Genomic DNA, 19145 nt, shown 5'->3' on the forward strand with positions numbered 1-19145 from the left:
GAGAACTAAAAACAGGCGAAAAAGGAGTACTTGTCCGGAACATTATCTCATTTCTACCCAGCCGTTTTTAATTGCTACAACAACAGCTTGAGTACGGTCGTTTACATTCATTTTTTGCAAGATGTTACTCACGTGGTTTTTGACTGTTTTCTCACTAATAAAGAGCGACTCACCAATACCTCTGTTGCTCTTTCCGTCAGCTAACATTTGAAGAACTTCACATTCACGTCTTGTTAAGATATGAAGTGGTCTGCGAATTTCAGGATATACCTCGTGCTGTGGATGTGCTGAAACGCCGCTTGTTGCTAAGCGTCGGAATTCATTTACTAAGTTATGAGTGACTTTCGGATGTAAATAAGAGCCTCCGTCAGCTACTACTTTTACTGCTTCAATGAGGGTATCTGCATCCATTTCTTTTAACAAGTAGCCTCTTGCTCCTGTTTTTAATGCATGTGTCACATAGTTTTCATCGTCATGAATAGATAGGATAATGACTTTTGATTCGGGATAAAGCTCTACTAGCTGTTTTGTAGCCTCCACACCATTTACATTCGGCATATTAATGTCCATAATGACAACATCCGGATGATAGTGTTCTACGATACGTGCAGCTTCGTCACCGTCGTCTCCTTCTGCAACTACTTCAAAAGTAGGTTCAAAATCTAAAATCCGTTTGACACCTTCACGGAATAATTGGTGGTCATCGATAATTACAATATTTACTTTAGTCACAAGCTACGCCTCCCCATGTTTATTGTTCTACACCTGAACTTTATGGTCAATATGTCTTTTGTCTCTATTTTACAATTTTATTTTGTAATGTTAACGGTACTCTAATCATGATGAATGTCCCTAGACCTATTTTTGAGTCTATGGTCATTTTACCTTCCAGTAAGTCTACGCGTTCTTTCATGCCAAGTAAACCGAAGGATTTGTTTTTGTTTGTTTTCACATCTTTCATATCAAAGCCTTTTCCATCGTCTTTGATAATTAACGTGACAAAGTCTTTTGTCACTTCTACTTTTACAGAGATTTCTTCAGCTTCGGAATGCTTCAATGAATTTGTGACAGCTTCTTGGGCTAGTCTAAACAGTGCCACTTCGAACTGAGAAGCAATTCTTTCATTTTCTGTATCCCCTAGGCATTGGAACGTAATTTTGGTTTTTCCATCATATTCTTCAATTGTGTTTAAGTATTTTCGCAGTGTCGGAATGAGACCCAAATCATCTAAAGCCATCGGTCTTAAATCATAAATGATTCTTCTCACTTCGTACAGTGCATTTCGCACATTCTGTCTTAGACTTCTAATTTCTTTAAAGCCTTCTTCTGTTCCACGGTCTCTAAAAATTCGTTCAATTAGTTCTGAACGCATCATCACGTTTGCCAGCATCTGAGCAGGTCCATCATGGATTTCTCGTGATACCCTTTTGCGCTCTTCTTCCTGGGCTTCAATAATTCTTAGTCCAAAATCTTGTTTTGCCTGAGCATCTTCAAGTAAAACACCGACCTGACGTAAATCTTGGTTCAAGTAGTTGAGAACGACCGTGATCTGGCTCACAAGCGTTTCTGAACGTTCAATGACATCTTGTAAGCTTAACAATCGTCTTTCGAGATCATCTCTTCTTTCCCTCAGCTGTTTTTCGCGCTGCTGGATCATGGTCAATTCTACTTGCAGGTTATGTGCTTTTTCATAGGCTTCTCGTATTTCTTCTTCGCTGAATTTGTTGAAGTTTCTGCTGACCTCAGATAATCGATTTCTAGCATGTCTCGTATGTACTTCTAGTTTATCCCCAAAATCAATTACTTCGTTGACTTGCTGTTTAATTTGCTTGAGCTCTTCTACTAGGCTTTCATATTGTTGACGGGACTGTTCGCCGATTCTAAATACTTCGTCCTTACTGCCATCAACTGTACTTAGCATTTTCATGATGATTGAATCCAATAACTTCGGATCCATTTTAGGTGTTGTCATGGCTTTTCCCTCCCGTAACAGTGATGTCATCTTTTTTTATTATAAATGTCATTGATCTGCATTTTATGTCGAATTATAATGAAAGAATGCGTATAAATCATGAAATTTTTATGACGACCCTTTTTCCGCTCCTATCATCATAACAAAATACGCTGTAAAATTCTAAAACCAATGCAAATTTTCTCTAGCCTTACAATTTGCTTGTCAGGAGGGTATGTCTTTTGCTGAACCGCTATCTCACAGTAAAAAGCCGTGGCGAGCATGAGATCGTCATTGAAAAATCACGTTTTATTTGTCATATACAACGTGCTGTCTCAGAAGAAGAAGCACAAGCCTTTATACAATCCATAAAAAAACAACATTGGAACGCCACTCATAATTGTTCCGCCTATTTGATCGGTGAACATGATCTGATTCAAAAAGCAAATGATGATGGTGAACCAAGCGGTACGGCAGGTGTACCCATGCTTGAAGTGCTAAAAAAACGCAAGCTGAAAGATACAGTAGTTGTCGTCACTCGTTATTTCGGCGGTATTAAGCTAGGTGCCGGTGGATTAATTCGTGCGTACGGAAAATCTGTGTCTGAAGCAATCAATCATGTTGGTATGGTAGAACGCTGTTTAATGCGTACGATGCACACAACAATAGATTATACATGGCTTGGAAAGGTAGAGAATGAGCTTAGAGCCTCATCTTTTCAGCTAAAAGACATCCATTATGCAGAAGATGTGATTTTTGAAACGTATGTAGAAGAAACACAAACAGAGCAGTTCATTGAATGGATGACTGAGTTAACTAATGGAAAGAGTGTTACTAAAGAAGGCGAATTGATTTATTTAGAAAAGGACGTTGGTCCGATAAAGGAGACAGATGAATGGCACAACGAGTAAAAGTGCGTGTACGAAAGAAAAAGAGTAAGAAGAAAAAGATTTTCAAACGGATTCTGGTCTTATTTTTGCTTCTCTTCATCTGCATGGGCGGATTTGCAGTTTATAAGATTGTGAATACACTCCAGGCTGCTGACAAAACTTATGATGAATTAGAGCGCGGGGAGAAATCGAAACTCCGTGATGCTGTCATTGATATAAAGAAAAAACCTTTCTCTGTCCTATTTGTTGGTATAGAGGATTACGCCACAAATGGTGATCACGGCCGTTCAGATTCACTCATCGTCGCAACGATTAATCCTCAGGATAAAACAATGAAAATGGTCAGTATCCCCCGTGACACACGAGTACAGCTTGCTAGTGACACAACGGGAAATAAAGTAAAGATCAATGCGGCATTTGCTAAAGGCGGTAAAGACGAAACGATTGAAACTGTCGAACAATTCTTGCATATCCCAATTGACAAATATGCAACAGTAGACTTTGACGGTTTTAAGGATGTCATTGATGAAGTTGGAGGAATCGATATTGACGTTCCATTTGACTTCAATGAAAAAAGTGACGTCAAAAAATCGAAAAAGATTTACTTTAAAAAAGGAAATATGCATTTAAACGGGGAAGAGGCACTTGCTTATGCGCGAATGAGAAAACAAGATCCACGTGGTGATTTCGGGCGTAACGATCGTCAGAAACAAATCTTACGTGCCATGATTGATCAAATGGCGAAACCTCATAACATTGCAAACGTGGATAATATCGCAAAAGAAGTAAGTGATCATATAACAACCAACTTCCGCATCACAGAAGGACTTGCTCTACAGCAAATTTACAGTGGTTTTAAAGGAGACGATACTGAAACACTATCTATTAAAGGATCAGACCTTTATTTAGGACCAAATCGAACATACTTCTTTGAGCCAGATCAAACCAACTTGGCTGAGGTGCAAAATGAGTTAAGGACACATTTAAAGCTTCCTGCTGAGTCATCGTCCTCAACTGAAACAAATACACAAACCGATTCATCTTCTGGTACAACAGGGTCAGCCGATACACAGGCCCCTTCGACCAGCACATCAGGACAATAATAGGAAAACAGCCCGTTCCTTGGAAGCGGGCTGTTTTTTTATTGTCTTTTGACCATACGTTTGTAGAATTTCGTAAATGGTTTAAACTCTTCGTTCACCAAACCAGTGACTTCAGCGATAACTTGCATAAACATGACCAGTAAAAAGATGATGATCAATGACAGCCAAATGGTGGCACTTGTCAGCAAAATCGCGCTTAAGCTGAAGACTAAGCCAATCATGTAAATCACAATCACTGCCATTCGATGTGATAAGCCAAAGGCCATCAGTCGATGATGGATGTGTGATTTGTCAGGTGATGAGATAGGCTGTTTATTCAATATTCGTCTTATGATCGCAAAGGTCGTATCAAAAATAGGCACACCTAAAATAATCACAGGGACAACAACACTAAACAAAGTAACACTTTTGTACAATCCTAAAAGTGACAGGACCGAGATCATATAGCCTAAAAATAACGAACCTGTATCACCCATAAATATTTTTGCTGGATGGAAGTTATAAAAAAGAAAACCGATGGTACTGCCAATGACGACAAGAGATAACGAAAGAATCAGGATCTTGTCCGCAGAAAATGCCATGACGGCAATCGTGGTTAAACCGATAACCGAAATTCCGGCAGCCAGTCCATCTAATCCATCAATTAAATTGATCGCATTTGTAATCCCAACAATCCATAGTACAGTCAGGGGATACGCCATCCATCCTAACTCCAGTCGATCTGTTAAGAAAGGAACAGAGAAAAAGTCCATTTTTAAGCCCGTGCTCACGATTAAGCAAGCAACGAGAACTTGCACAAGAAATTTGAATTTTGCACTTAAATTATATTTATCATCAAATATACCTAAAATGACGATGAGTACAGCGCCAACTGATATAGCTGTAATTTTATTATGTAGAAACAGCCCGCCTGCTAGTGCTCCAGCCGCTACCCCAATAAAAATCGCCAAACCGCCCATTCGAGGCATTACTCTATCATGAACTTTTCGTTTATTCGGCTGGTCCACTGCACCAATCTTAATTGCAAACTTTTTGACGATTGGTGTCACAATTAAAACTGTAGCCAGAGAGACAAAAAACGCTAATAAGGCGCGTTCGTAATCCATAGGTCAGTCTCCTTCTAAATTGAAATCTGTATTTTGTATATTGGCCGCTCTTTCCATTATACAATTGAATATAGGATGATCACAAGCTCCCCCTAAGAAGAAGAAACAAATAAAAACGCACAATCCTGAATGAATTATGCGTTTTCTTTAATATTCGTTAATTCCACCATGTTTGTGAACAGTGCGTGCCAATCTTTTTTCTTTGCCCGGCTTTGTCTTAGATGTCTGCATTTCATGTCATCTTTTTTACTGATCACTTTCTGGCAGGCTTCTACGAAGAGAGCTGGATCTTCGCCCTCTACATATTCATACACATCATTCTCTTTTAGCCTTTCCGTTGATGGAAGATTTAAACCAACAACAGGGATTCCGGCTGCTAAAAATTCATACAGCTTGAGCGGAAAAACCGCTTGATTGTAAGGAGAATGTTTGTATGGCATCATCCCTACATCAATTAATTTCATATAAGCAGGCACTTCTTCTGGTGCGACTGCTCCAGTCCATAGGACATTGGGCAGTTTGAGTGCATGCTGAAAAGATGGATCTCCATTCGTTCCATCCGGACCGACAAATAAAAATGTCCAATCTGGCTGCATGCGAGCAGCTTGAGCGATCATGTCAAAATCGAGCTTCGGCTTGATCCCACCTATAAAGCCAAGAACCGTTCCCTCTCTTCCCTCTAGCACGTCTTCCCTGCTAGGGAGGTTGCTTTTTGCAAACACATCATACTCGACGCCATTTTCCACTGTAAAGACATCTTTCGGTTCACCCATGAGCCTTTTTTTGATTTGATCATGTAAGTATTGTGAAGAGCATGTAATGCTGTGTGCATATTTAATAATGCGGTTTTCAGCTTTTACAATGACTCGCTGTCTCATATAAGAGAGAATGTTGTTTTTTCCGCTGATGGGCTCTCCCCACAGGTCACTGCAATCATACACAATATGTTTCCATTCAAATAAAGAAGATAAGAGCGGAAATCCCGGAAACGTATACCATAAACAGACGGCTATGCCCTGCTTTTCTTCTTGACGCAAATGCTCAAGAAGAGGAGATAATTTATGAAAATAAAACATATCTTGATAACGGCCAAAGCGAAAAAACTTGCTCTTGAGCACATCAGGAATGGTCATTTGCTTCATTCGATCCGTTATAGGCTGAAAGGGAGTTGAATGACGAGTGGCAGATGGGCATACCCAGATGACCTCTTTCGTTTCTGGATCAGATGCAAGAAATTCCGCCAGTCGATGCCGTCTGTACCTTAGGCCATCGTGTCCCCATTCTCCCGTTGCGACAATCACATGTATGATCGACTCTGCTTTCACCTTTATCACCTTTTTTCCCTTCTGTTTATAAGCGCTTTTTGACAGCATTTGTGGCATAGTGCATAAAACACCAAGATGCTTTCACAAAATGAAGCTGCTCAATTTCTCTATAGACAAACCATGTTTTTTTCGCTGCTTTCCACTTGTTACTAGAAATCGAGTTTCCCACGATGCGATATTCACTGAGCGGCTCACTCATTCCATAGGCAGTAAAGCCTTTTTTTAAAATAGAGAGCCATGTGGCTAAGTCCTGCCTTGTTCGAATGTTTGGCATTTCCACGTGTCCTACTTGTTGAAGATCGAGCATCACCGTCAAACAGCCGATAATCGTATTTTTTAAAGCTTCATTGTAGTTCAACTGAGCCGGCGCTGTGACGGTTTTTTGTAACGGCTCTCCATTTTCTGAAATGATGTCATATGCCGTGAAAGTAAAGGCATGATCATTATCTAACATAAACTTGACCTGCTTTTCGAGCTTTGTCTGTTTCCACATATCATCGCTATCTAAAAAAGCGATAAAGCGGCCTTTCGCCTGTTTGATGGCGGTGTTTCTAGCAATAGCGGCTCCCCCGTTTTCCTCTAAATAAATGACGTTGATTCTGTCGTCCGTCTGACTTAATTCCCCTAACAACTTCCTTGTGCCATCTGTTGAGCAATCATCTGCAATGATCAGCTCCCAGTTGGAATAGGTTTGGGCAAGGACGGAATGAACTGTATCCGTTAAATAACGTTCCGCATTATACGCCGGTGTAATAATTGATACTAACGGTTGATTGTTCACCTAAGACTCATCTCCAGTTCATCATTAAGATTCTTTGAACACTTCAGGTAACACCACAAACATAAGCGAGATGCTAAGGCCAATGACAAGTCCAAGCAGTGCTCGTTTTTTCGCTGACATGCCTTTGCCTGCTTCATCAAGCACTTGGGCAGGATCGACAATCTTTGCCTGCTTCATCCCGAGCTTTGTCGATTCTAATTCATATAAAAATCGTTCTTTATCGACCTTGGAGTCATTGCTGACAGATTCATCTTCAAGAGCGGATAGTCTCCTTTCAATGACTTGCTGTCTTTTCGTAAATAAGGCTTTGTCCTGCTTTAAAAATGTATCTGACACTTGTTTCACTACCGCCAAAGCTCGAGCTTGATCAGCATCTGTAAACGACAACTGCAATTGTGTATCGGACTGGTTAGTGAGAATCAAACGATTTTTCACATCCTGCCTTTCTTCTTCCTTTACATCACGGAGTGCTTGATTCAGAAATGCATCACTTTTTAATAGAGATGTCACTTCTGCCATATTGTTATACACACCGTCGTCATATTTCCCAAGCGTCAAGGTCACAGCAGCTGTGTAACTAGACTGTTCTACTGTCCCCTTGGCAAAAAAGAAACCAAAAGCAGCCAATACAACGGGCAGCAGCACAAGCCATACGATATATTTTTTCATTCGCTTCCCTATTCTTAACATAAAACCAGACATGCTCATTCTCCCAACATTGACGTATTTGCTTTTTCACTAGTGTAGCCATACAAACTCAGCATCACACGTTTGCCCACGGCTTGAAGCGCTGTTTATTTTTCATGATATTGACCGCTGCGATCACTAGACCTAGAAACACCCAGTGGAAATATAAATTCGAGACCGAACTCGGACTGATACTTGAGACGAGAAAGCTCAGCATGGCAGCAAATAGACCTTCAATGATCATCTTGGCTAATCTCGTGTCAGCCAATTGGTATTGTTTGTACAGTGAGAACATGAGATAGGCATACACTGAGATATAACCTAGCATGACGGCAAACCCAAAATTCGTCATCACCTCTAGCAGCCAATTGTGAACTTCCACGACCTGATCTGTATCAAAGATAGAAAAGTGAGCTAAGTAATAAGACACATTGCCCGCTCCGACTCCGAAACCGTATGAATTCGTAAAGAAATACCAAGCGTTTTTGATTAAATTCGCCCGGGCAATGTTGGACGGAAGTGGTTCGCTAAAAGAATGAGCGACCTGAGAAGCGAGAAACAAGTCATAAAAGACAGAATAGATTTTGGCTGAAAAAATGGCGATACAGATGATAACAAGCCCGCCTGCTGCCATGATGGACCACTTTTTTAAAAAGCGAGGCATCAACAGCCATACATAGATTGCCACTCCGGCTAATATGCCAAGCAAGCTGGCGCGCGATTCTGTTAACAAAATGAGATACAGCGCTAAGATGGCTCCTAGTAATCCGAACGCTTTGATATAACCATTTTTCATTTGGCGCATGCACGCCACATATAAGAAAAAGCTAATAGATAAAAACGTCGCAAAGTCATTTTGATTAAAGAAGACAGCTGTAGGATAGTGCTGTTTGTACGCTGGTCCAAGATACAATGAGGTATTCGGTAAATGATTCAAGGTCAAGTGATTATAGAACCCGATTCCCATCACAAATAAGGTCATGACTAGCCAAATACTATAAAAAGTTACGATCTGATCCATTCGCTGAATGTACATGACCACAAGAAAGACAAAACCCATTCCCATCGCAAGAAGAGACATATATTTCAGGCCGTCTGTGACCGAATGAGCCCAAAGCAGTGAGATGAGTCCGTAAAGAAACCATGCAGCGAAAAAGCCAAGAATGCCTTTAACGCGAATTTGCTGCCACTGGGATATGTACGTTTCTTTGTCCCTCATCCGCCATATGAATAAAGCAAAGACAGCCAAGAGCATGATGCGGTAGAGAAAGAGACTAAAGAATCCGGCACTGATAGAGAAAAAAGCGTTATTGAGAAATGTTAATGCAATCAAAAGGTAAATGGCTGACATGAATATGTGCTCACCATTCATGTAGAGCTTCATACATATAGCAGCCGCTATGAGCACCACAATCAAAACCGGAATGACCACCATCTTCTTTAACCCGATAGGCTGCGTGGATGCCATTTGTACAAGCCCGATACCTGCTGCTAATAAAATACATCCGATTATGATTTGCCATGCTGTTTGTTTCACACTCATACCCTTGTTCCTCCTAAGCAACCCATCCGATTTGAGGGATTAAGCCTTTACTTCCTGTTCATAGTAGGAAATGGTACGAGCCAAACCTTCTTGTAAACTCACAACAGGCTCCCATGTTAAGACTTGTTTCGTTTCCTCATTTTCCAATGTACTATGCACAATATCTCCTGCACGCTGAGGCTTATAAATCGGTTCAAGATCTGATCTCGTGACTCGCTTCATCGTTTGAAACAACTCATTCACCGTGATGGAATGACCACTTGAGATATTTAAACAAACGTTTGATTGAGCTGTTAAAGCTGCAACATTCGCTGCGGCTAGATCACCTACATAGATGAAATCTCTTGTTTGTTCCCCGTTTCCAAAGATGAAAGGTGCCTCATTTTTCGCAAACTTATCAGAAAAAATTGAGACAACACCGCCTTCACCAAGTGCGTCTTGGCGCGGACCATATACATTGCTGTACCGCATAATACAATAGTCCACATCATAGAGTGATTTTGCCATCTGTAAGTATCGTTCAACTGTCAGTTTCGACAAGCCATAAGGTGAACCAGGCTGCAGTGGATGAGCTGTGTCGACCGGCAGATAGACTGGGTCTCCATAGACTGCTGCCGATGAGGCAAACACCACTTTCTCCACCCCGGCTTCAGCCGCTGCTTTGATCACATGCAGCGAACCTTTAATATTGACCTCTTCGTCGTAGACGAAATGTTGAACCGAAACGGCTACACTCACTTGCGCTGCAAGATGAATGATATAATCTGGTGCAATGTGTTTGATCAAATCGACCGTTTCTGATTTTGTGACATCTGCTTCAATGCATTGTACGGAAAGATGAGCGATATTTTCCTTCGATCCAGTTGAAAAGTTATCAAGAACGATGGGCTCATAACCTTTCTCTAATAAAGCCTCTACCGTATGAGATCCTATAAATCCACTTCCCCCAGTTACCAATACTTTCTTCATCCAAGTTCCCCCTATTATTGTGCCTTCGATACCAATTCTGTTTCCCATACGCCTGGGCGGCCGATGGACTGGTAAATAAATCCTCTCTCTTTCATTTCTGCTGGATCAAACAAATTCCTTCCATCAATTAAAATGGGAGAACGAAGCAGCTGCTTGATCTGATCCTTATCCATCTTCTGTACGTCATCCCATTCCGTTAAGATGAGACAAGCATCTGTATCTTTCACTGTTTCATAGAGATCATTGCTGAAGACCGCCTGCGGGCCAAGCTCTCTTTCTGCTTCTACATAAGCAATTGGATCATAGGCTTTGACAAAAGCTCCGAGCTCTCTCAGCATTGGGATAATATCTAGTGCTGGCGCTGAACGCATATCATTTGTATTTGGTTTAAATGCGAGCCCTAAAACGGAAATCGATTTTCCTTTAATATCACCGAACACACTCATCAGTTTGCTGACAAGATGGGCTCTTTGGTGGTTGTTAGTTTCAATGACAGATTCGATCAACTTGAACCGGTAGCCAGCTGTTTCGGCAATTTTGAGAAGAGCCATCGTATCTTTTGGGAAACAAGAACCACCAAATCCAATGCCTGCTTTTAGAAATTTATGCCCGATCCGGCTGTCTAACCCAACGCCTTCGCTGACTTTTTCCACATCAGCACCAACTCTCTCGCAAATGTTCGCAATGTCATTGATGAATGAGATTTTTGTGGCGAGCATGGCATTTGCCGCATACTTAATCATTTCTGCACTTTCTAGATTGGTCTCAACTACTTCTGTTTGAAACGGATCATGCAATTTTTTAATGATCGTGGATGCATGTGCGCTTGTAGAGCCAATGACCGCTCTCTCCATATTCATCGTATCTTGAATAGCTGAACCTTCCCGCAGAAACTCTGGATTGGAGACGACGTCAAATGGATATTTACTGCGTGAAGCCTTTTGAACAATGGCTTGAACAAGACGTCCTGTTCCAACTGGCACTGTGCTCTTATTCACGATGATTTTGTATCCATTCAGGTGTTCCCCAACCGTTTGAGCCACAGCTTTCACGAATGTTAAATCTGCTTCCCCCTGAGGTGTCATTGGTGTTCCTACCGCAATATAAATAATCTCTGATTCTCGAATTGCAGCGGGAATATTGGTTGTAAAACACAATCTTCCTTCTTCTGTATTCTTCTCAATCAATTCCTTTAAGCCCGGTTCATAAATTGGAACGAGACCGCTTTTTAAGCTGTTGATTTTTGATTCGTCGATGTCACAACAAATGACGCGATTTCCGATATCAGCAAAACAAGTACCCGATACTAACCCGACATATCCTGTTCCAATCACAGCAATTTTCTTCAACATGTTTCATCCTCTCAGTAAAAGCATATTGGTCGTTCCAAACTGTTTATCTATCAGTCTTTGCACATTTCATCCTGTTTAAACGGTGGATGTTGATTGATTCAGCACCTTTTCATATTGCTGCATCAGGAGCTTAGCATTATGTGATGATGAATAATCTGTATGGACGATGTGGTGAAGATCGTTCTTCACTTGCTCGTTCCATCTGTTTTCATAAAGATAAGCGTGAATCGCTTCTTTTAACTGACTCGTTGAACGCGGTTCAATGAGCAGATGTTGATAGGTAGAAAATAGTGATGGGAGACCACCAACCCGTGTTGCGATGACAGGCATTTTTAAAGCGAGCGCCTCAAGAACGACAGTCGGCATTCCTTCACTGTAGGAAGGAAGGGCAAACAGGTCAGCTGCCATTAAATAATGTTTGACTTGTTCATTCGGCACCTGCCCCGGGAGTATAATGGATTCTCCCGCCCGTTCGGTCAGCTCCTTTGCGAGGGGGCCTTTTCCGACAAAGACGACTTTTACACCCTCCATCCCGCTGACAGCTTCCGCTAATTCAAGCAAACCTTTCTCTTTGACTAAACGGCCGACATAAACGACGAGCTTGTCGTGAAGCGGTAAACCAATCTGCTTTCTGATGGCTGTTTGATCCCCCAGTGTTCTAGCAAATGACTTGAGCGGAATTCCAAGCGGGAGGCATTGTGCATCCACCTCTGTCATGTCATGTGTTTTCTTTGCCAGCTCTTCACTCACTGTGAGAACAGCAGACGCCTGTTTTACTGCTGCTTTAAAGGCTGCAAGCGCCCCTTGACTATAGGTTGGATAGACGTTCACATCACTGCCGTGTAAGGTCAGAAGATAAGGGATGTTTGCTTCCTTTTTGATCACAGCTGCTGCGCCGCCAGACGGCATGGCAAAGTGCGCATGGATGAAATCCGGTGACAGTTCATAACGCTCCATTGTGCGCAGGACAGAAGCTGCGATTCGTTTACTCGGCTGAGCCCATTTTAGCTGTCCAGGCAGCGCTGTATAGGGCGGTCTGTAAACCGGCACGCCGCGCCTCACTTCCTGCTGGGGAAGATCTTTTCTCTGACGATAGGAAGCTTTAAGCATCCGTAAGATGGGCGGATTGACAGGAGTAGGACAAATCACGCTCACTTCTACGCCCTGTTTGACCAGCTCCTGCACTTGCGTTTCATGGAAGACGCCTTCACTTGGATGTTTTTCACTAGGATATACACTTGTCAGCCATAGCACCTTCATGACGAACGACCTCTTCTCCATAATTTCCCTGCCATCTGCGGATACATTTTGACAAGTAGCAAGCTATATAAAGCCGCACTTAAACCAATCGTCAGTAGTAATTGAAGCAGTATATCCGCTGATGTCAGCTTCATCCCTTGATGAATAGTCACTGCGCAGCCGGCCATTAACAACGTCATGACAGCAGGCTTTACGAGAGATTTTACATATACCTTCATATCTAGCTGAATGACATAAGCCATCAGCCACCTGCCGACAATGAAATTCAGCAGACTGACCCCTGAGTAGACCCAAGCTACAGTCAATAGACTGCCAGTATGGACTCCTGCATATAAGGCGCATCCATATACGATGAGCATGCCTGTATCCCAATAAAATGCTAAGTCAGCTCTCCCTTTTGCAAGAAGGATGGAACCATTTGGATTCATCAGCACACGGAGTAGACCGACAATGCACAAAATATTCAAAACCGGGACCGCCACTAGCCATTTCTCTCCAAACACCACTTCTATAAAGCTATCTGATACGGCAGCAAGACCAATGAGTAGTGGAAAACTAATGAGTGCAAGCATATTCGTCATGCTGAGGAAGCCCTCACGCAGCCTAGAGTGATCACGCTGACTTTTTGCGAAAACTGGGAAAGCCACTCTCGTCACAATCGGGTTAATTTTCAGCACCGGGATTGTGACGATTTGATAAGCCAGGCTGTAAATCCCTAATGCCTCTGCTCCAAGAAACCGTCCTATTAAAATCATGTCGATGTTTGAGCCTGCCCGATTGACGAGTCTTGACGCAAGCTGGAAAGCCCCGAAGGAGAAAAACTCTTTCACTTCCCCTAATGCGAAAACGGGTGCTGGGCGCCACTTCTTCCAATAAGCCGCTGCATACATGAGACCTTTTCCTGATTGAAGCAGCACTTGAGAGATCACATAGGCCACAATTGGATTGATAAAAAAGGCTAGAATAAGTAGAACAATCAGCGAAATGATCGTCGCTATCGTTTCAATCGTACTTAAGGTTTTAAAGGCTAAATCTTTCTGCATCATATATTGATATTGCTGACCAATTGGTGCAATGAGAAACATGATTGATAATAACTTGAGCAAGCCTTCCAGCTCAGGTCTGGCATAAAAGGCGGCAATCAAGGGACTTGCGAGGATCAATACACAAAACAAGAGAATTCCCGTCAGCAAGTTGATCCAATATAATGTGGATAATTGACGTTCCGTCGTTTGTTCCTTTTGAATGATCGCAGCACCGATGCCTAGATCAAGTAAAATCTGTGTAAATATTGTGACCGTTGTGATCATGCCAACGAGTCCAAATTCTTTCAGTGACATTACGTTTCCTAAAAAGGCGAACTGTGCAATTTGGATGATGGTAATGATCAATGCGGACAAGCTTGTCCATTTTGCTCCGCCCAGCAGGCGATTTTTCATACTTGCCATTTCTCTTCCCTACTTTACTTATCTGGCTCCGTCACCAGTCACGATGACTTTTAACGTTTTTACCATAATCTTCGTGTCGAGAGAAAATGTCAAGTTTTGAATATACTGTAAGTCGTGTGATAATTTTTCACTTGGACTCATTTCATATCCCCCATTTACTTGAGCAAGACCAGTCAGCCCCGGCTTCACTGTCAGTCTTTTTGTAAAGCCTGGAATCGTCCGATTAAATTCGGCAGTAAACATTGGTCTTTCAGGACGTGGACCTACAATACTCATTTCTCCTTTTAACACGTTGATAAATTGCGGCAGTTCATCAATTCTTGTTTTTCTGATGAATGCCCCCACTTTGGTGATACGAGGGTCATTTTTTTGCGCCCATTTCGCTCCTCCGCTTTCTGCGTTGGTTCTCATCGATCTGAGCTTCCATAATTTAAAGTAGACACCGTCTTTTCCGACCCTTTCCTGCATATAAAAGGCTGGCCCTGGTGTTTCTAGCTTAATTAAAAGGGCAAACAGTAAAATGATTGGCGTACTCAACATCAATCCGATGAACGAGAACACGACATCTATGAAACGTTTTGCAAATAAATATCGAACCATATGTTCTGTTAAAGCAAAAGAGTGGTTTCGTCTCACTTCATATTCTCTGTAAAGGTTCATCGCTTTCTCTGCGCTCACTGACCTGCACCTCACCATTCAAAGTAGTTGTTGTGTAAAGAGATGTTCTATGAAAGTCAGTTTAGCAGAGCAACATTAAGCAAATGTAAATGGGCTGTTAAGTCTTGTAAAAGTGTGTTAAGAATGTGCCCTTATATCAAGTTATGCCCTTTTAAACGTAAAAAAGACCCGCATTTCTGCGGGTCTACGTGTCTTTTTTTTATTTTGCCTTTACGGATTCGATCGTCTTCAGTCTAAGCGTTCCGTTTGCATCTTTTGTATAAGTTACTTTCACTTTTGACTCTTCTTTTAGGCTGTTCACTTGTTTAGAAAATGTATTTCCGAATTGAATGGCTACTTCTTTTCCATCAATGTTGACAGCAATTGTATGTCCATCAGCCAAACCGACATATGTGCCTTCTTTGGTGACTTCATTTTTCTTCGTTGTAGATTCTTTTTTTGTTTTAGATTCAGCTTTTGACTGATCGTTTGTCGTTTCTTCTTTTGTGATTTCCTTACTTGAGCTTTCTTTTGCATCTTCATCAGATTGACCTGCTTGGTCTTCTGTTTGAGCAGCTGTTTCTTTGCTTTCATCATCTGCTTTTTCACTTGCAGACTTGTCTTCCGTCTTTTCATCTGTTGCATTTTCTTTCTTTTGATCTGCTGCTTCAGTTGTTTCTTTTTTGCTGTTATCCGTATTGTTATCGTTTGACTGATTTGATGTGCCGCATGCTGTGAGCATTACACCTAGAAGTAAGACTAAAAACGGCATTGTGATTAATTTTTTCAAGATCGTCACCTCTTCATGATTTGTCGATTTGCTGTCATTGGAAGGCAAATACGTGAAAAATCCACCCTCTATGTTTCGATTATAACAAAAATAACCTGAAATGAAATGTATTTTTAACTTGACATATCATTCGTTCGATCTATTTTATTCAAAATATTGAGATACACCTGCAGCGATTCCTGAAGCCATCCGCTCCTTGGCAGTCGATGATTTTAATATACTGGCATCAATCGGACTGGTTACGAACCCCGTTTCAAGCAAGATGCTGGGCATTTTTGAATACTTGATCACGTAGAATCCTGCTGTCTTCACACCGCGATCTCTTGTGCCAAGGGCTTTCACCATCTGGGGCTGTACCTTTTGTGCCAGCTTTAAACTATTGGCCGAAGCATACGTCGCATCATAATACGTTTCTGTTCCATTTGCACCGCTATTATCATTTGCATTGGCATGGATGCTGATGAACACATCCGCACCAGCCTGTGATCCTTTGCTTACACGTGTTTGCAAGGAATCAAATGTATCAGATGTTCTAGACATGACCGTCAGCGCACCCGCTTGTTTGAGCCTTGCTTGCAGTTTTAACGCGACATCCAGATTAACATTTTTTTCAAACATCCCATTTCCTACCGCTCCAGCATCCTGCGCACCATGGCCTGGATCAATAAAGATGGTTTCACCTAACACATGATTTTTCAGCTGTGTGATCACACTGGTTCGTATGGTTGATGTTCCGCCCAACACTGTAAATGTTGAAATCTTTTTAGTCCCAATGACACGACGAATCGCATCTGGCACTGATTGAGCGTCTGTAAGAAGAAGGGTTTGCCCTTGCTTGGCTGCCATACTTGCCGCAGCTGCCGCATCGGCATATGCATAGCCGTTACTCATATACGTTTGGGTTGTCTTCATCAGGTATGTTTTCGCAATTCGGGCTGCCACTTCATACCGATTGGCTCCGCTGATTCTCACGGGTGATGGCAGCTTTTGATAGGCCGCTTGATTGACACTTGTTTCCCCGCCAATCACAATCGTCCGTTTCACCGCTTTGCTTTTTAATAGATTGGCTGTTTCCTGCCGCAGCCCTTTTGCATCGGTTAATAAAATAGGAAAGCCCTGTTTTGCAGCATATGGAGCAATCGCCACAGCATCTGCATAAGCAGAACCATTCACAATCACAGCTGTATCAGCACTCTTCATTTGTTTAGCAACGTTTGCCGCCAATTCATATCGATTCTTTCCTTGTATTCGCGATACGGAAAGATTCATTGCTTTTAGCTGCGCTACGACTTTTTGAGAAATGCTTGCGGTTCCGCCAAGAATGATAACACGCTTCGTTTTCAACTGCTGAAGACCTGATTTAGTTGCACCAGAAAGACTACTAGTATTCGTTAACAGCACTGGGGCTCCTTGCTGAAAGGCATACGGCACAGCACTTAGCGCATCAGCATAAGCTTCACCGCCTACTAAAACAACTGTAGGTGCTGTCGACCAGCCACGTTTTGCAGCGTTAACTGCCACCTCATATCGATTACTTCCCTCAATCTTTGATACATTGTGCTGCGCAAATGCTGATGGTGCATATAAACATAGTGAAACCACAATTAAAACAAAACATTTGATATAAGAACGCATGAAGTCAACCTCCTTGGTTTTGAACCCTTCATCATGGAACCCAGGAAACACTTCATGTACTTTTGAAAAAAGGCTGCCGAGAGTCGTTTCTCGAGCAGCCTAAGAGGTGTATCTTCGGCACCCCTCATCTGTATGTTTTCTTATCTAAAATAGCCTGAAACACCGCTTGAAATACCTGACGCCAATCGATCTTTATAAGTAGCGGATTTCAAAATATTTGAATCAACTGGACTGGAAACAAAACCAGTTTCTAAGAGAACGCTTGGCATCTTAGAATATTTAATGACGTAGAAGGCAGCTGTCTTCACGCCACGGTCTCTTGTGCCTAATGCACTGACCATTTTAGGCTGAATATTTTGCGCGAGCTTCAAGCTGTTTGTTGCTGCATATGTTTTGTCATAATACGTTTCAGTTCCATTTGCACTGCTGTTATCATTTGAGTTCGCATGGACACTGATGAAGATATCTGCATTCGCTGACGCACCTTTGCTCACCCGTGTTTGAAGACTATCGAATGTGTCTGATGTTCTTGACATCGTCACAAGTGCACCTGCGTTGTTTAACTTTGTATTTAGACGTTTGGCTACATCTAAGTTTAAGTTCTTCTCATATAATCCGTAGCCTACCGCTCCTGAATCATGAGCGCCATGACCTGGGTCAATGAATACTTTTTTGCCAACGACAGGGTTTTTCAATTGATTCACAACAGTTGGTGTCACTGTATTTGTACTACCAACGACGGTAAATTTGGTGATTTTTTTGCTGCTAATCGTCGCTCTTGTTACCTTTGGCAGCGTCTTTTCATTCGTTAGGAGCAATGCTTTGTTTTGCTTTGCTGCAATTCCTGCCGCAGAAGATGAAGTGGCATAGCCAAACCCTCTTCCTACATAGGTATTGTTTGTGCTCATATTGTATTTTTTCACAATATTCGCAGCCACGTCATAACGAGTAGAGCCTTTGATTCGCGTTGGAGATTTTAATTGATTATAAGCTGCTTTTGTGACGTAATTCTCTCCGCCTACGACAATGGTTTGTTTCACATTGCTTGCTTTTGCAACAGAAGCGATTTCAGAACGAAGGCCCTTTTTATCTGTATATAGAATTGGGAACCCTTTTTGTGCCGCTACAGGTGCAATGGCAATTCCATGTGCATAGAATGACCCTTCAACCACAACGACGCCAGCTGGCGTTTTCATTTTTTTCGCGATATTTGCCGATAGCTCATATCGGTTTTTTCCTGAAATACGTTGTGTAGAGATGCCCATTTTCTTTACTTGATTGACCACGTTGTTTGACACACTTGATGTGCTGCCTAAAACAATAACTGTCTTCGTTTTTAAAGCCGTTAAGGCTTTTTTTGTATCTCCAGAAAGGCTTGTACTATTTGTGTAAAGAACTGGTCCATTTTTTTGATGTGCCAGTGGAATTCCTGCTGTTGCATCTGCATATGCAGTTTTCCCCACTAAAACAACTGTACTTGCTGTTCCCCATCCTTTTTTCGCTACGTTTGCTGCTACAGCATACCGGCTCCCACCATCAATTCGGGAGACCGAGTTATCTGCTGAAGCTGTTGGAACAATAACGAAAATGGCGATGAGGCTGAGGATGGCTGTTTTGATCATTGAGCGCATCTTCTAAGTCCTCCTTT

General features: G+C 42.0%; 17 protein-coding genes. 2 read left to right on the forward strand and 15 right to left on the reverse strand.

The window, feature by feature from the left end; all coding sequences use genetic code 11:
- Positions 1-42 precede the first annotated feature (42 nt).
- Positions 43-732: a two-component system response regulator DegU gene (gene degU / locus MKY11_RS17045; RefSeq protein ID WP_008348273.1), complete on the reverse strand. Its 690-nt coding sequence runs from the start codon at positions 730-732 to the stop codon at positions 43-45.
- Between the two features lie 64 nt (positions 733-796).
- Positions 797-1972, reverse strand: coding sequence for a sensor histidine kinase (locus MKY11_RS17050; RefSeq protein ID WP_024719243.1), 1176 nt, complete (start codon positions 1970-1972; stop codon positions 797-799).
- Between the two features lie 221 nt (positions 1973-2193).
- Here MKY11_RS17050 and MKY11_RS17055 point away from each other — a divergent pair, with 221 nt between their 5' ends.
- Entirely contained in the window at positions 2194-2862 is a 669-nt protein-coding gene (locus tag MKY11_RS17055) for a YigZ family protein (RefSeq protein WP_017357860.1), read from the forward strand.
- Positions 2847-3944 carry an LCP family protein gene (locus MKY11_RS17060; protein ID WP_024719244.1) on the forward strand — a complete coding sequence of 366 codons (1098 nt, stop codon included), beginning with the start codon at positions 2847-2849 and terminating at the stop codon, positions 3942-3944. Before MKY11_RS17055 ends, MKY11_RS17060 begins: the two co-directional genes overlap by 16 nt.
- 38 nt (positions 3945-3982) lie before the next feature.
- Here MKY11_RS17060 and MKY11_RS17065 read toward each other — a convergent pair whose 3' ends face one another.
- The 13 genes from MKY11_RS17065 to MKY11_RS17125 form a co-directional block, all read right to left on the reverse strand.
- Positions 3983-5050, reverse strand: a complete 1068-nt coding sequence (locus MKY11_RS17065; protein ID WP_024719245.1) for an MraY family glycosyltransferase — start codon at positions 5048-5050, stop codon at positions 3983-3985.
- Between the two features lie 134 nt (positions 5051-5184).
- Positions 5185-6432, reverse strand: coding sequence for a glycosyltransferase (locus tag MKY11_RS17070; RefSeq protein ID WP_342501629.1), 1248 nt, complete (start codon positions 6430-6432; stop codon positions 5185-5187).
- Entirely contained in the window at positions 6401-7156 is a 756-nt protein-coding gene (locus MKY11_RS17075) for a glycosyltransferase family 2 protein (protein ID WP_024719247.1), read from the reverse strand. The genes MKY11_RS17070 and MKY11_RS17075 overlap by 32 nt, the downstream gene beginning before the upstream one ends.
- Before the next feature lie 24 nt (positions 7157-7180).
- Positions 7181-7858 (reverse strand): hypothetical protein, encoded by a 678-nt coding sequence (locus MKY11_RS17080; protein WP_039169802.1) that lies wholly within the window; start codon positions 7856-7858, stop codon positions 7181-7183.
- Positions 7859-7919: 61 nt separating this feature from the next.
- Positions 7920-9386, reverse strand: coding sequence for an O-antigen ligase family protein (locus MKY11_RS17085; RefSeq protein WP_274660531.1), 1467 nt, complete (start codon positions 9384-9386; stop codon positions 7920-7922).
- A gap of 39 nt (positions 9387-9425) precedes the next feature.
- Positions 9426-10355, reverse strand: a complete 930-nt coding sequence (locus tag MKY11_RS17090) for an NAD-dependent epimerase/dehydratase family protein (protein ID WP_024719250.1) — start codon at positions 10353-10355, stop codon at positions 9426-9428.
- A 14-nt stretch (positions 10356-10369) separates the two neighbouring features.
- Positions 10370-11707 (reverse strand): UDP-glucose/GDP-mannose dehydrogenase family protein, encoded by a 1338-nt coding sequence (locus MKY11_RS17095; RefSeq protein ID WP_144666236.1) that lies wholly within the window; start codon positions 11705-11707, stop codon positions 10370-10372.
- A gap of 75 nt (positions 11708-11782) precedes the next feature.
- The gene (locus MKY11_RS17100; RefSeq protein WP_274660530.1) at positions 11783-12967 is read right to left on the reverse strand and encodes a glycosyltransferase; all 1185 of its coding nucleotides are present in this window, start codon (positions 12965-12967) and stop codon (positions 11783-11785) included.
- Positions 12964-14415 carry an MOP flippase family protein gene (locus tag MKY11_RS17105; RefSeq protein WP_274660529.1) on the reverse strand — a complete coding sequence of 484 codons (1452 nt, stop codon included), beginning with the start codon at positions 14413-14415 and terminating at the stop codon, positions 12964-12966. Before MKY11_RS17105 ends, MKY11_RS17100 begins: the two co-directional genes overlap by 4 nt.
- A gap of 18 nt (positions 14416-14433) precedes the next feature.
- Positions 14434-15093 (reverse strand): exopolysaccharide biosynthesis polyprenyl glycosylphosphotransferase, encoded by a 660-nt coding sequence (locus MKY11_RS17110; protein ID WP_008348294.1) that lies wholly within the window; start codon positions 15091-15093, stop codon positions 14434-14436.
- Positions 15094-15292: 199 nt separating this feature from the next.
- Positions 15293-15871 carry a hypothetical protein gene (locus tag MKY11_RS17115; protein ID WP_223255607.1) on the reverse strand — a complete coding sequence of 193 codons (579 nt, stop codon included), beginning with the start codon at positions 15869-15871 and terminating at the stop codon, positions 15293-15295.
- A gap of 135 nt (positions 15872-16006) precedes the next feature.
- The gene (locus MKY11_RS17120; protein ID WP_342501630.1) at positions 16007-17497 is read right to left on the reverse strand and encodes an N-acetylmuramoyl-L-alanine amidase; all 1491 of its coding nucleotides are present in this window, start codon (positions 17495-17497) and stop codon (positions 16007-16009) included.
- 140 nt (positions 17498-17637) lie between these two features.
- Positions 17638-19128 (reverse strand): N-acetylmuramoyl-L-alanine amidase, encoded by a 1491-nt coding sequence (locus MKY11_RS17125; protein WP_024719256.1) that lies wholly within the window; start codon positions 19126-19128, stop codon positions 17638-17640.
- Positions 19129-19145: the final 17 nt, after the last annotated feature.

The organism is Bacillus sp. FSL W7-1085 (assembly GCF_038595035.1).
GTDB classification, from domain to species: Bacteria; Bacillota; Bacilli; order Bacillales; family Bacillaceae; genus Bacillus; species Bacillus altitudinis.